The sequence below is a fragment of the Streptomyces wedmorensis genome (assembly GCF_000716445.1).
In the GTDB taxonomy this organism is placed as follows: domain Bacteria; phylum Actinomycetota; class Actinomycetes; order Streptomycetales; family Streptomycetaceae; genus Streptomyces; species Streptomyces wedmorensis.
Genome location: NZ_JNWK01000045.1, coordinates 23,142 through 35,808 on the forward strand (window position 1 = coordinate 23,142; position 12,667 = coordinate 35,808).

Annotated in this window: 11 protein-coding genes; 5 read left to right on the forward strand and 6 right to left on the reverse strand. The window is 72.2% G+C overall.

What is annotated here, in order from left to right; all coding sequences use genetic code 11:
- Positions 1–15: 15 nt before the first annotated feature.
- Both OO54_RS29760 and OO54_RS29765 read right to left on the reverse strand, forming a co-directional pair.
- Positions 16–837 carry a glutamate ABC transporter substrate-binding protein gene (locus OO54_RS29760; RefSeq protein WP_017237762.1) on the reverse strand — a complete coding sequence of 274 codons (822 nt, stop codon included), beginning with the start codon at positions 835–837 and terminating at the stop codon, positions 16–18.
- A 53-nt stretch (positions 838–890) separates the two neighbouring features.
- Positions 891–1,676 (reverse strand): amino acid ABC transporter ATP-binding protein, encoded by a 786-nt coding sequence (locus tag OO54_RS29765; protein ID WP_033208509.1) that lies wholly within the window; start codon positions 1,674–1,676, stop codon positions 891–893.
- A gap of 273 nt (positions 1,677–1,949) precedes the next feature.
- Between OO54_RS29765 and OO54_RS29770 the strand changes: the two genes are divergently transcribed.
- Both OO54_RS29770 and OO54_RS29775 read left to right on the forward strand, forming a co-directional pair.
- Positions 1,950–2,663, forward strand: a complete 714-nt coding sequence (locus OO54_RS29770; protein WP_033208512.1) for a response regulator transcription factor — start codon at positions 1,950–1,952, stop codon at positions 2,661–2,663.
- Positions 2,664–2,672: 9 nt separating this feature from the next.
- On the forward strand, positions 2,673–4,115 hold the full coding sequence (locus tag OO54_RS29775; RefSeq protein WP_033208514.1) for a sensor histidine kinase: 1,443 nt from the start codon (positions 2,673–2,675) through the stop codon (positions 4,113–4,115).
- A 64-nt stretch (positions 4,116–4,179) separates the two neighbouring features.
- Here the strand turns inward: OO54_RS29775 and OO54_RS29780 are convergent, their stop codons facing one another.
- The 4 genes from OO54_RS29780 to OO54_RS29795 all read right to left on the reverse strand — a co-directional run bounded on the left by OO54_RS29780 (position 4,180) and on the right by OO54_RS29795 (position 9,019).
- Positions 4,180–5,178 carry a TAXI family TRAP transporter solute-binding subunit gene (locus tag OO54_RS29780; protein ID WP_033208517.1) on the reverse strand — a complete coding sequence of 333 codons (999 nt, stop codon included), beginning with the start codon at positions 5,176–5,178 and terminating at the stop codon, positions 4,180–4,182.
- 215 nt (positions 5,179–5,393) lie between these two features.
- Positions 5,394–6,578, reverse strand: coding sequence for an RCC1 domain-containing protein (locus tag OO54_RS29785; RefSeq protein ID WP_033208520.1), 1,185 nt, complete (start codon positions 6,576–6,578; stop codon positions 5,394–5,396).
- A 24-nt stretch (positions 6,579–6,602) separates the two neighbouring features.
- Positions 6,603–7,772, reverse strand: a complete 1,170-nt coding sequence (locus OO54_RS29790) for an RCC1 domain-containing protein (protein ID WP_033208559.1) — start codon at positions 7,770–7,772, stop codon at positions 6,603–6,605.
- Positions 7,773–7,786: 14 nt separating this feature from the next.
- Entirely contained in the window at positions 7,787–9,019 is a 1,233-nt protein-coding gene (locus tag OO54_RS29795) for an RCC1-like domain-containing protein (protein ID WP_051787273.1), read from the reverse strand.
- A 667-nt stretch (positions 9,020–9,686) separates the two neighbouring features.
- Here OO54_RS29795 and OO54_RS29800 point away from each other — a divergent pair.
- The 3 genes from OO54_RS29800 to OO54_RS29810 are packed head-to-tail and all read left to right on the forward strand — an operon-like array spanning position 9,687 to position 12,634.
- The gene (locus OO54_RS29800; RefSeq protein ID WP_033208522.1) at positions 9,687–10,172 is read left to right on the forward strand and encodes a hypothetical protein; all 486 of its coding nucleotides are present in this window, start codon (positions 9,687–9,689) and stop codon (positions 10,170–10,172) included.
- 58 nt (positions 10,173–10,230) lie between these two features.
- Positions 10,231–11,226 carry a hypothetical protein gene (locus OO54_RS29805; protein ID WP_033208523.1) on the forward strand — a complete coding sequence of 332 codons (996 nt, stop codon included), beginning with the start codon at positions 10,231–10,233 and terminating at the stop codon, positions 11,224–11,226.
- 19 nt (positions 11,227–11,245) lie between these two features.
- Positions 11,246–12,634, forward strand: coding sequence for a hypothetical protein (locus OO54_RS29810; RefSeq protein ID WP_033208524.1), 1,389 nt, complete (start codon positions 11,246–11,248; stop codon positions 12,632–12,634).
- Positions 12,635–12,667: the final 33 nt, after the last annotated feature.

Below are 12,667 nucleotides of genomic sequence, written 5' to 3' on the forward strand. Positions count from 1 at the left end.
CCGGAGCGGGTCAGGTCAGTTCTCGACCTTCGGCGCGGCCTCGTACTTGTAGCCGGACGGGCCGAAGTGCTGCTTGACGAGCTTCTCCCAGGTGCCGTCGGAGACCATCTTCTCCAGCGCCTTGTTGATCTTGCCGCGCAGCTCGTCGTCGCCCTTCTTGACGCCGATGCCGTACTTCTCGTCGCTCATCCGGAGGCCGGCGAGCTTGAACTTGCCGGCGTGCTCCTTCTGCGAGGCGTAACCCGCGAGGATGGAGTCGTCGGTGGTCAGGGCGTCGACGGCCTTGTTCTCCAGGCCGGTGAGGCACTCGGAGTAGCCGCCGAGCTGCTGGAGGTCGGCCTTCGGAGCCAGCTTGTCCTTGACGTTCTGCGCGGAGGTCGAGCCGGTGACCGAGCAGAGCTTCTTGGTGTTGAGGTCCTCGACCTTGGTGATCGAGCTGTCGTCGGCGCGCACGAGCAGGTCCTGGTGGGCCAGGAAGTACGGACCGGCGAAGTCGACCTCCTTCTTGCGCTTCTCGTTGATCGAGTAGCTGGCGACGACGAACTTGACGTCACCGTTCTTGATCAGGTTCTCGCGCTCGGCGCTCGGCGCCTGCTTGAAGTTGATCTTGTCCTCGGCGTAGCCGAGCTCCTTGGCGACGTAACGGGCGACGTCGACGTCGAAGCCGGCGTACGTGCCGTCCGGGGTCTTCAGGCCCAGGCCGGGCTGGTCGAACTTGATGCCGACGGTGATCTTGTCACCGTTGCTCCCGGAGTCGGAGCCGCCGCCACAGGCGGTGGCGGTCAGCGCGAGGACGACGGCGGCCGCGGCGGCGGCGGAGGTGCTGCGAAGCTTCATGGAGGAAAGTCCCTTGAGTAGGCGTGAGTTGGGAAGCGTAGATCCGAACTCGCTCAGTGGTGAAGGATCTTGGAGAGGAAGTCCTTGGCGCGGTCGCTGCGCGGGTTGCTGAAGAACTCCTCGGGCGCCGCCTGCTCGACGATGCGGCCGTCGGCCATGAAGACGACCCGGTTGGCGGCGGACCTGGCGAAACCCATCTCGTGGGTGACGACCACCATCGTCATGCCGTCCCGGGCCAGCTGCTGCATGACCTCCAGGACCTCGTTGATCATCTCGGGGTCGAGCGCCGAGGTCGGCTCGTCGAAGAGCATGACCTTCGGGCCCATGGCCAGCGCGCGGGCGATCGCCACGCGCTGCTGCTGGCCACCCGAGAGCTGCGCCGGGTACTTGTCCGCCTGGGTGCCGACCCCGACCCGGTCGAGCAGGGCACGGGCCTTGGCCTCCGCGGCCTTCTTCTCCGTCTTGCGGACCTTGATCTGGCCCAGCATCACGTTCTCGAGCACCGTCTTGTGCGCGAAGAGGTTGAACGACTGGAACACCATGCCGACGTCGGAACGCAGCCGGGCGAGCTCCTTGCCCTCCTCCGGAAGGGCCTTGCCGTCGATGGTGATGGTGCCGGAGTCGATGCTCTCCAGCCGGTTGATCGTGCGGCACAGCGTCGACTTGCCGGACCCGGAGGGTCCGATGACGACCACGACCTCGCCGCGCGTGATCGTCAGATCGATGTCCTGGAGGACATGCAGTGCGCCGAAGTGCTTGTTCACGCCGGACAGTACGACCAGGTCGTCCGCGGCGCGAGGGGTGTCCTCGGGACCCTTGGACACTGACTCTCCGCTCATCGGCCTCTTGCTCCGTCCTCCTCGGTTGGGGAGGACACTAGAGACCTGATGTGACGACCGTCATCACATCTGAGCGGAAATTGAGGATAACGATCCGGCCGCGACCGGGCACGGTGTGTGAACGCCCTGCCCGGAGCCGTACCGGCTGCATAACGGAAACGGCGGTGTCACAGGGGGACACTTGACTGTGACACCCATGTTCGGTGTTCATGCCCTGGTACCACCTGGTACACAGAGAGCCGCCATCGACAGGTCACCACGGAGGAGGTACGCATGCGACTGCTGCTCGTCGAGGACGACGACCACGTCGCCGCCGCCCTCTCCGCGATCCTCGCTAAGCACGGCTTCACGGTCACGCACGCCCGCAACGGTGAGGAGGCCCTCCAGGCGGTCCTGCCCACCGCACAGGGCGAGCGCCCCTCGTACGGGGTGATCCTGCTCGACCTCGGCCTGCCCGACCAGGACGGCTACCAGGTCTGCGGCCGCATCCGGAAGCTCACCACCACCCCCGTGATCATGGTCACGGCACGTGGCGACGTCCGCTCCCGGATCCACGGGCTCAACCTCGGCGCCGACGACTACGTCGTCAAGCCCTACGACCCCGGCGAGCTCCTCGCCCGGATCCACGCCGTCAGCCGGCGCAACGCCGGACCCGAGGAGGGCACCGGCCCCACCGGCGCCGCCGACGGCACGCATCTGCACCTCGGCTCCGTCACCATCGAGCTGCCCACCCGCCGGGTCAGCGTCGACGGCGAGGCCGTGCCCCTCACCCGCAAGGAGTTCGACCTGCTCGCCCTCCTCGCCCAGCGCCCCGGAGTCGTCTTCCGCCGCGAACAGATCATCAGCGAGGTCTGGCGCACCAGTTGGGAGGGGACCGGCCGCACCCTGGAGGTGCACGTCGCCTCCCTGCGTTCCAAGCTGCGGATGCCCGCGCTCATCGAGACCGTGCGGGGCGTCGGCTACCGCCTCGTCGCCCCGGCCGCGTAACTCCGAACCGTGCGCACCCGACTCCTCCCGCTCCTCATCATCCTGATGGCCGGGGTGCTCCTCGCCCTCGGCTTCCCCCTCGCCGCCAGCCTCGCCGCCTCCGAGCAGCAGCGGGTCGTCGTCGACCGCCTCGACGACGCCGCCCGCTTCGCCGCCCTCGCCCAGTTCGTCAACGAGAGCAACCCCGGCACCGACGAGCGGCGCACCACCCTCAGCGGCGAACTCGCCAGCTACCACGACGTGTACGGCATCCGGGCCGGGATCTTCTACCGCGACAACCGCGCCATGGCGGCCGCCCCCGAGGACTGGGTCGTCCCGGACACGGGGGAGGGCAGGCGCGCCTTCAAGGAGGCGCTCCTCGGCCGCCGCAGCCACGACCCGCCCCAGGTGTGGCCCTGGCAGGGCCACGCGCGGCTCACCATCGCCTCCCCGGTCGTCCGGGACGGCGACGTCGTCGCCGTCGTCGTCACCGACTCGCCCACCGGAGACCTCCGGCTGCGCGTCCTGCGCGGCTGGCTGGTGATCTTCGCCGGCGAGGCCGCCGCGATGCTCCTCGCGGTCGGCGCCGCCTTCCGGCTCACCGGCTGGGTCCTGCGGCCGGTGCGCGTGCTCGACTCCGTCACCCACGACATCGCCACCGGGCGGATGAACTCCCGCGTCGCCGCGACCGGCGGGCCGCCCGAACTGCGGCGCCTCGCACGCTCGTTCAACGAGATGGCCGACAACGTCGAGGAAGCGCTCGAACAGCAGCGGGCCTTCGTCGCCGACGCCTCCCACCAGCTGCGCAACCCGCTGGCCGCGCTGCTCCTGCGCATCGAGCTGCTCGCCCTGGAACTCCCCGAGGGCAACGCGGAGATCGCGTCCGTACGGACCGAGGGCAAGCGCCTCGCCCAGGTCCTCGACGACCTCCTCGACCTGGCGCTCGCCGAGCACGCCGCCGCCGAGCTGCGGCTCACCGACGTCGGCGCGCTCACCGACGAGCGCGTCGCGTCCTGGCGGCCCGTCGCCGAGGACAAGGACGTCCTGCTCTCCGGTGAGTGCGCGGCCGTCACGGCCTGGGCCGATCCCGTGGCCCTCTCCAGCGCCCTCGACGCGGTGATCGACAACGCGCTGAAGTTCACCCCCGCCGGAGAGGAGGTCGCGGTCTCCGTCGCGGTCTCCCCGGGCGGGGAGAGCGTCGACGTCGTCGTCGCCGACCGGGGGCCCGGCCTCACCGAGGACGAGCTCGCCCGCGTCGGCGACCGCTTCTGGCGCTCCGGCCGGCACCAGAACATCAAGGGCTCCGGGCTCGGCCTCTCGATCACCCGCGTCCTGCTCACGGCGGGCGGCGGCGGCATCGCCTTCGCCCCGAACGAGCCCCACGGCCTCCGCGTGACCGTCACCGTCCCCCGCCACGCACCCGCGGACCGGGGCGGGGGCCCCGGGGCGGGTCAGGGTTTCACGAAGGCGTAGACGTACGGGCGGGACATCGAGTTCTCAGGGCTTCAGGGCTTCAGTGCTTCAGTGCTTCAGGGCTTCAGGGCTTCACCGAGCGGTAGTAGCGGCGGGCGCCCTCGTGGAGGGTGAGGGGCTCGGTGTAGACGGCGGTGCGGAGGTCCACGAGCTGGGCGGGGTGGACCTGGGCGCCGATCCGGTCGCGGCTCCGGATCACCGTGCGGGTGAATCCCTCGACGAGGTCCACGTCGGCCTTGGCGGTGGTGACCAGGAGGTTCGCCACGGCCAGCGTGTCGATCGGCCGGCCGTCCTGCGCCTGCGCGTACGCGTCGGCCGGGATCTCCGCCGACCGGTAGTGGCGGGTCGACGGGCCGACGTCGTGCAGCCGGTCGACCACCTGCGCGTCCAGCGGGATCAGCCGGACGAGGAAGCGGTCGGCGAGCGCCTGCACGGCCTCGGTGGGCAGGCCTCCCGACCAGAAGAAGGCGTCGAGCCGGCCCTGCTCCAGGAGGTCGGGCATGGTGTCGATGCCCGCCGCGACCGGCTCGATGTCCCGGAGGGGCGTGATCCCCGCCGCCGCGAGCACCCGGTCGGCGATCAGCCGTACGCCGGAGCCGTCCTGGCCGACGCCGACCCGGAGGTTCTTCAGGTCCTGCACCTTGCGGACGGGGGAGTCCCTGGGGACCACGAGCTGGACGTAGTCGTCGTAGAGCCGTGCACAGGCGCGCAACTGTTCGAAGCCGGGTCGGCGCTCCCGTTGGTACTGGGCCACGGCGTCGGCCGTGGCGATCGTGAAGTCGGCCTCGCCCGATGCCAGCCGGGCCAGGTTCTGCTGCGAACCCTCGCTGTTCGTGAGCCGTATCGACACCTCGGGCAGGTCCTGGGCCAGAGCCCCCTTGAGGAGCTCCCCGTACTGCTGGTAGACGCCGGTGGGGACACCCGTACTGAACGTGACCGAGCCGCTCGGGGCGGGGGGCCCGAAGGGGACCAGCCACCACACCAGCACCCCGCACACCGCGAGCAGCGCGGCCGAGACCGCCAGGACACGGCGGCGGGCGGCACGGGAGAGCGAGGCGAACATGCCGCGATCCTGCCAGCTCACCACCGGCCCTGACCAGGCTCGACCCTGTGAGGAGTGCCGCGCGGCCCCGGCGAGGGGGCCGCGCGCGGGTGCGGGCACGACTGCGCGGTGTGCCCGGCCGCCGGGCCGGGGCCGGCGCGCACGGCCGGTCCCCGGGGGCGCGCCGACGCCCGCGCGGGACTGCGCGGCGCCCGGCGCGCCTGGCCGGGCGGGTGTCAGTAGGCGAAGGCCGACTTGCCCGTCATGGTGGTGGCGACCTGGGTGATGCCGCTGCCGGGCGGGAGGGCCGTGGTGGTGCCGGTGGGGTTGGCGGTCGAGCCGTCACCGAGCTGGGCTGCGCCGTTCGCGCCCCAGCCGATCACCGAGCCGTCGTCGAGCGCGGCGATCGTGAAGTCGGCGCCGCCCGCGATGCTCTGGACGCCCTTGAGGGCGTCCAGGACCACCGGGGTGGTGCGGTTGGCGTTCGTGCCGTCGCCGAGCTGGCGGTCGGTGTTCTTGCCCCAGCCGGCCAGGCTGCCGTCGTCGAGGACGGCGAAGCCGGACGCCGAGGTGGCGAAGATCCTGGCCACGGCGTCGAGGTAGGCGACGTCGACGGGCTTGTTGCTGTCGGTGGTGGAGTCGTTGCCGAGCTGACCCTCGGCGCCCTTGCCCCACGCCTTGACGGCGCCGTCGGCGGTGAGCGCGAGGACGTGGTCGCAGCCCACGGCGATCGACTCGACGTCGGCGAGGTCGGGGACCTTCTGCGGGGTCTCGCGGGTGGTGTTGTTCCCGGTGCCGAGCCGCCCGTTGTCGCCCTTGCCCCAGGTCCAGACGGTGCCGTCCTGCCGCAGGGCCACGCTGAAGTCGCAGCCCGCGCCGACGTCCTTCACCTTGTCCAGGCTCTGCACGGGGATCGGGACCTTGTACGGGCTGGTGGTGTCCTGGCCGGTGCCCAGCTGCTTGGAGGCGTTGCTGCCCCAGGCGAGGACGCGGCCGCTCTTGACGGCGAGGGCGTGGTTGAGGCCGGCGGAGACCTCGCTGACGCCGGAGAGGGCCGCGACCGTCCCCGGGAAGGACTGGGCGGTGGTGGTGCCGTTGCCGAGCTGCCCTGTGGTGTTGTTGCCCCAGCTCTTCACGGTGCCGTCCTTGAGGAGGGCGACGGCGAAGGGGTTGGCGGCCGCGGCCGCGCCGCCTCCGCCGGCGGACAGCTCCCGGACGTCGTCGCGGGTGATGCCGGTGACGGCGGCGGGGGTCTGCTGGGCGAGGACGCTGCCGTTGCCGAGCTGCCCCTGGGCGTTCTCGCCCCAGGCGCGGACCCAGGGGTCGGTGCCTGCGTGGGTGGCGTGGGCGGGGAGGGCGGTGGTGGTGAGGGCCGCGAGGGACAGCGCGGCGAGGAGGGTGAGACGCAGGGGTGGGGTCATCTGCGTGCCTTTCGTTCGGTGGGATCAGTAGGCGTAGCTGGTTGTCCATGAGGTGGAGGCGGGGACGCGGGTCGTGCCGCTTCCGGCGGGCAGCACGCCGACCGGGGTCGCGGAGACCGTGGTGCCGGGCTCGCCGAGCTGCCCGGAGCCGTTGTCCCCCCAGGCGAGGACGGACTGGTCGTCGAGGACGGCTACGGTGTGGTGCCGGCCGAGGGACAGTGCCGTGACGCCGGTGAGCGAGGGGACGGGCACCGGGGTGGTGCGGTCGACAGAGCTGCCGTCGCCGAGCTGGCCGTACTGGTTCCAGCCCCAGGCGCGGACGCCGCCGTCGTCGAGCGTCGCGAAGGTGTGGTACCAGCCGGCGAAGACCCGGACGACGCCGTGGAGCTCCTTGACCTCGACGGGGACGGGGCTGTTCTCCGTACTGTCGATGCCGAGCTGGCCGTTGGCGTTGCGGCCCCAGGCCCGTACGGTGCCGTCGGCCAGGAGGACGACGGAGTGCAGGCACCCCGCGGCCACGGACACGACGTCCTGGAGACCGGCCACCCTCTTCGGCGTGTTCTGGCTGGTGGTGGAGCCGATGCCGAGCTGGCCGCTCTGGTTGGCGCCCCAGGTCCAGACCGTGCCGTCCTCGCGGAGCGCCACGGCGTGGTCGCAACCGGAGGCGATGTCCTTGACGCGGTCGAGGCTCTGTACGGCGACGGGGCGGGTGATCGGTGGATCGGTGCTCTGCGCGGTGCTGCCGTTACCGAGCTGGCCGTGGGCGTTGTAGCCCCAGGCGAGGACGCGCCCCTTCCGGACCGCCAGGGCGTGCCGGTGGCCCGCCGCGACGTCGGACACCCCGTCGAGCCCGGCGACGGAGCCGGGGAACCCCCGCTCGGTCGTCGTGCCGTCGCCGAGCTGCCCGCTGTCGTTGCCGCCCCACGAGCGCACCGTGCCGTCCTGGAGTACGGCCACCGCGAACGGCCGGTTGGAGCTCGCGCCGCCGGCTGCCAGCTCGCGCACGTCGTTCCGGGCCAGGCCCCTGACCGGCGCCGGCGTTCGCTGGTCCAGCGTGCTGCCGTTGCCGAGCTGTCCGGCGTTGTTCAGGCCCCAGGCCCGTACCCAGGGATCGCGGGGTTCGGCGTGGGCCCGGCCCGTGAGCGCCACCAGGACGAGGGCCGTCGCGAGGCCGCGCACGTAGGCGTACGTCATGCCGTTCACCGGCCTCAGTACGCGTACGTCGTGTTGCCGCCCAAGGACACGGCCACGTCCTTGATCGCCGAGCCCTCGTTGAGGATCTTCACCGACTCGTAGCGGGAGACCGTCGTGCCGTTGCCGAGCTGGCCCTCGCCGTTGTGGCCCCAGGCGAAGACGTCGTCGGCGGTGACGGCGACGCCGTGCCGGGCGCCCGCGACGAGGTGCTGGACGCCTTCGAGGCGCGGGATCTCGACGGGGGCGGTGCGGTTGGTGCGGGAGACGTTGTCGCCGAAGGCCTCGTCGCCCTCGAGGAGCTGGCCGTACTGGTTGTTGCCCCAGCCCCAGACGTGGCTGTCGCTGGTCTTGACGTAGTTGTGGAAGGCGCCCGCCTCGATGTCGGAGACGCCCTCGACCCAGTCGACGTCGACGGGGAGGGTGGAGGACTGGGTGGAGGAGTTGCCGAGCTGACCGTAGAGGTTGTAGCCCCAGGACTTGACCGTGTCGTCGGCGGTCAGCGCGAGGGCGTGATGGCAGCCGGCGTCGACCTCGACGATGTTCTCCAGGCCGACGACCAGCCGGGGTACGGAGCTGGTGGCGCGGTTGCCGGTGCCGAGCTGGCCGTGGATGCCGCGGCCCCAGGCGTACACCTTGCCGTTCTCCAGGAGGGCGAGGCTGAAGTCGCAGCCGGCCGAGATCTGCTTGACCTTGGGCATGCCCTGGACGCGGTCGGGGACGGTTCGGCTGTCGCCGGTGCGGTTGTTGCCGAGCTGGCCGTAGGCGTTGTCGCCCCAGGAGTAGACCTGGCCGGCGGTGTCGAGGGCGAGGGCGTGCTTTCCGCCGGCCGCGATGTCCTTGATGTTGGTCAGGCGCGGGACGGTGGTGGGCACGGTCTGGTTGGTGTTGCCGCCGTTGCCGAGCTGTCCCGAGGAGTTGTGACCCCAGGACTTGACCGTCTTGTCGGTGCGGGCGAGGGCGAACGAGTCGGCCGACGAAGTGCCGCCGGCCGAGACCTGGTCGACGTCGCCGCGGAAGAGGCTGGTGACCGAGGACGGGCTCAGGCTGTCGGACAGGGTGCCGTTGCCGAGCTGGCCGGTGCGGCCCGCGCCCCAGCTCAGCACGGTCGGGTTGCCCTCGTTGGCGCTCGCGGCGGGGGCGAGGGCCGGTACGGCGGCGAGCGCGGCGGCTGCGGTGACGACGACTGCGGTCGCCCAGGGCCTCCGGGGGAAGGGCGTACGCAGGGGACTGCGGCGTGTACGGGACATGGCTCTGCTCTCCTTCGATGGGGACACACGGGAGCGCTGCGCCCGGTCGGCCGGTGGCTCCGCGGGGGAGGGCGGAGGCGCACACGGGTCGGGCGCGGGTCATGCGGACAGGCCGTGCCGGGCCCTTGGGCATGGGGCGCCCACGGCCGGGTGCGGCGACCGGGACGGGCCGCCGGGCACATGAGCAGACTGACCGAGAACGATCACCGCGGCGAGTCGGACCCGCTGAAACACCCGTCTGACGGACGCCCGTTCGGGGCCGTGCTCCCGGGGGCGCGTTCGCCCTCCGGAGGCACTCCGCCGGGGCCGTCGCGGTCGGATCCGGCGGGCCGCCGAACGGCGGCGGCCGGGGGAGTGAGGACCCCCGCCGCGCAGGGCCGTCCGCCCTCTCGGCCGTCTCCCCGATTCCCTACGAAAGGGTGGACCGGACGGCCAGGGTGCGGCTCGCCGGCACCCCTGACCAGGCCCTTCGGGGCGGCCCCGAGTGCGCTCCGCCGAAGTGGTGAGCGGGTCCGCGGGCACGCGCCGCGCCGTGTGTCGTGCCGGGGCACCGGGGCCTCGGCGGCTAGCGTCGGAACGCGCTCGGTGATCTTGAGGGCAGTCCCCTGTCCGCCCCTGGCAACGCGCCCGAGCCGCCCCAACCCACCCCTGTCCCAAGGGAGTTCTCATGCCCGCGCTGAAGGCATCGGCACGTCGTGTGCTGACCGCCGCCGTCCTCGCCGCCACCCTCGCCCTGCCGATGGCCTCCGTCGCGCACGCCGAGGAGTGCAAGCCGGACGACCAGGTCTGCCTGGACAAGGAGGCCAACGCCAAGGAGGCCAAGGAGATCGAGGAACAGCAGAAGAAGACCCAGGAGGCGGCCGGCCAGGCCGACAAGGACATCAAGGCGGCCGGGGACAAGCTCAAGGAGTGCCCGCCGTCCTCGTCCTCCTGCATGGGCACGCTGACCGGCGGCAAGGGCGCCGCCGAGGAGCAGGGCGTCAAGGACATGACCGAGACCATCTCCTCGTACGAGCCGGAGCCGTCGGACAACGCGGCGCAGGCCGTGACCTCGACCTGCGAGTCCTTCCCCGACTCGCTGCCCCAGGGCTCCACCGACCCGGGACAGTCCCCCTTCCCGGTCGACCAGCTCTGCAGCCTCCTCGGCGGCTGAGCCGCACCGCACCCCACACCCAGTCCCGCTCCCCTCCGTCCCGAAGGGATCCCCCGTCATGCCCGCGTGCCGCCCCCGAGCCGCCCTGCTGCCCGCCCTCTCCGTCCTCCTCGGCCTCGCCGCCGTCCCCCTCGCGCCGCCCGCCGGCGCCGCCCCTCTCGCCGCGCCGCGCGGCGCCGCTGCCGAGGAGGGCCCGGGCGAGACCCCCGTCCCCCGCGCCCTCACCGCCGACGGACGCCCGGCCAAGGTCGCCGACGTGCTCAAGCACTGCGGGGCCGCACGCTCCGCCTGCGCCTTCACCATCGACCCGAAACTGAGCCGCGAGTACGTCACCGCCGTGAAGTCGCTCGGCAACGCGGTGATCAACTGCACCCAGAGCGACATGGCCGTCGACCGGACCGTCACCCTGAAGACCGGCAGCACCGACAACATCGGCGGCGAGATCTCCGGGAAGATCACCGCCGAGGGCGCGGTCAGCGCCTCCGGCGAGGTCACCACCAACCTCTCCAACGACATCACCAGCGAGAACAAGACGCCCAACCTCAAGGACGGCCCGACCTCGACGAACGGGACGAAGACCTCCGTCGCCGGCGGCGCCAAGGTGTCCGGCTCCCTGAGCGCCAAGCTCGCCTTCGAGGCCGCGTTCAAGGCCACGTACTCCAAGTCCTGGACCATCGAGAACACCGAGACGACCGTCTACAAGACCACCGTCAAGGCGCACGACATGCTCGTCTTCGGCGCCAGCGCCGCCATGCGGCGCGTGGTCGGCAGCCTCGTCGCCCGGACCGGACAGCGGATCATCGGCATCGTCGTGGACAGCCCCTCGATGGTCACCAGCAGCAACTTCATCGCCCAGACGTACGCGGCCCCGGCCGGCGTCTGCAACGGCACGCGGCCCGCCGGAACCACCGCTCCCGCCCCGGCCCCCGGCCCCGGCCCGGCCCCCGCGCCCGGCCCCGGCCCGGTGACCGCGGCCGAGGTCCCCGCCGTGCGGGCCGTGCCCCCGGGCGCGGAGCCGAAGCGCGTCGTCGTCCTGCCCGCCGACGCTTCCTGACCCGGGAGGAGAACCCGCCATGTACCGCACCACGCTCCCCGCCCTCGTCGTCCTCGGCGCCGCCGGACTGCTCCCGCCCCTCGTCCCCCTCTCCTACGCGGCACCGGCCGCCGCCCCCGCCGAGCAGGCCGTCCCGGTCCTCAACGGCGACTTCGCCGACCCGGTCATGAAGGGCGACGGCCCCACCACCGTCGGCATCGACTTCTGGACCGGCCTCAACCAGCGCTACTCTCCCGCCGCTTCGGGCCGCACCGACGCCTCCCACGGCGTGGCCCTGCAGAAGGACGGCAACACGCTCAAGCAGCGGCTCCGCGGAGTGCGCGCCGGGTCGCGGGTGACCGTCACCTACGAGGACAGCCCCGCCGTCTCCAAGGAGTGCACCGGCGCCGAGGTCGTCGACGGCCAGCCGTACGAGGTCACCGCCTCAGGCGGTCCCGTCCAGCAGGTCACCACGGCCGGCGACCCCGACCGGGTGAAGGGCACGCCCGGCAGGGGCCGCTGGACCGGCCGCGCCTACGTGTTCACCGCCGGCGAGAACGAGCCCGTGCTCACCTTCACCTCCCGGGTCACCGACTCCCGCACCCACGTGACCTGTTCGCCGATGATCGCCCGCATCCGCGCGGTCGAGGTGCCGCCCGCCCTCGACAGGACCGTCGACAAGACGCGCCTCGGCACCTCGGAGGCGTACAAGGGCAACGACCGCGAGAGCACCCTCCACAACGCGGCGGCAGCCTGCAACGGCGAGAACGCCTGTGTCTTCCGCCCGGACGCCCGGATGTCCTTCCGCTACTACGACAAGGCGCGGGTGGTGGGCGAGGCCTTCGTCAACTGCACCCGCAACACCCTGGAGCACAGCCGGCTCCTCGCGTACGCCGAGCGCAGCCACGACAGCATCGCCCAGACGTACGCCGAGGCCGGCCTGGCACTCAACGAGGTGGCCCGGCTGCCCACGAGCGGCGACCGGGTGGAGGACGAGAAGCGGGCCAGGGAGCGGCCGATGGCCGCGCAGTTCGCCCTCGCGTACGAGAAGGGCTGGCAGCGGCCCTGGCAGTGGTTCAGCAGCGACCAGCGGACGGTCGTCGAGCGGATCCAGCCCGGCGAGGTGAGCTGGGTCGAGCTCCAGCCGAGCCGCGAGCGGGTCGAGGGCTGGTTCGTCAGCAAGAAGGACGACTACCGGCTGCACGCCGTCATCGACGGCCCCTCCCGGGCCGTGCCCGACCGGCTGCTCCAGCGCACCGGGCCCATGTCCGAGGCGGAGAAGCAGCGTTGTGCCGCCGCCCGGCCCATGACCACCACCCCGGTGGGCGCGTCCGAGCCCGCGAGCTCCAGCGACAAGGGCCTCCTCAAGACGCTCGCGCCGACGGCCCCGGGTGCCCGCGCCTCGGCCCGGAGCATGCCGCTGGAGTGACCCTTCGAGGGACCGGAACCGGGGCCGGAAAGG

What these genes read in the sequence shown, in the direction of transcription:
- OO54_RS29760 (WP_017237762.1), bottom strand. Translation starts at nt 837, where the DNA reads ATGAAGCTTCGCAGCACCTCCGCCGCCGCCGCGGCCGCCGTCGTCCTC.
- OO54_RS29765 (WP_033208509.1), bottom strand. Translation starts at nt 1,676, where the DNA reads ATGAGCGGAGAGTCAGTGTCCAAGGGTCCCGAGGACACCCCTCGCGCC.
- OO54_RS29770 (WP_033208512.1), top strand. Translation starts at nt 1,950, where the DNA reads ATGCGACTGCTGCTCGTCGAGGACGACGACCACGTCGCCGCCGCCCTC.
- OO54_RS29780 (WP_033208517.1), bottom strand. Translation starts at nt 5,178, where the DNA reads ATGTTCGCCTCGCTCTCCCGTGCCGCCCGCCGCCGTGTCCTGGCGGTC.
- OO54_RS29785 (WP_033208520.1), bottom strand. Translation starts at nt 6,578, where the DNA reads ATGACCCCACCCCTGCGTCTCACCCTCCTCGCCGCGCTGTCCCTCGCG.
- OO54_RS29790 (WP_033208559.1), bottom strand. Translation starts at nt 7,772, where the DNA reads ATGACGTACGCCTACGTGCGCGGCCTCGCGACGGCCCTCGTCCTGGTG.
- OO54_RS29795 (WP_051787273.1), bottom strand. Translation starts at nt 9,019, where the DNA reads ATGTCCCGTACACGCCGCAGTCCCCTGCGTACGCCCTTCCCCCGGAGG.
- OO54_RS29800 (WP_033208522.1), top strand. Translation starts at nt 9,687, where the DNA reads ATGCCCGCGCTGAAGGCATCGGCACGTCGTGTGCTGACCGCCGCCGTC.
- OO54_RS29805 (WP_033208523.1), top strand. Translation starts at nt 10,231, where the DNA reads ATGCCCGCGTGCCGCCCCCGAGCCGCCCTGCTGCCCGCCCTCTCCGTC.
- OO54_RS29810 (WP_033208524.1), top strand. Translation starts at nt 11,246, where the DNA reads ATGTACCGCACCACGCTCCCCGCCCTCGTCGTCCTCGGCGCCGCCGGA.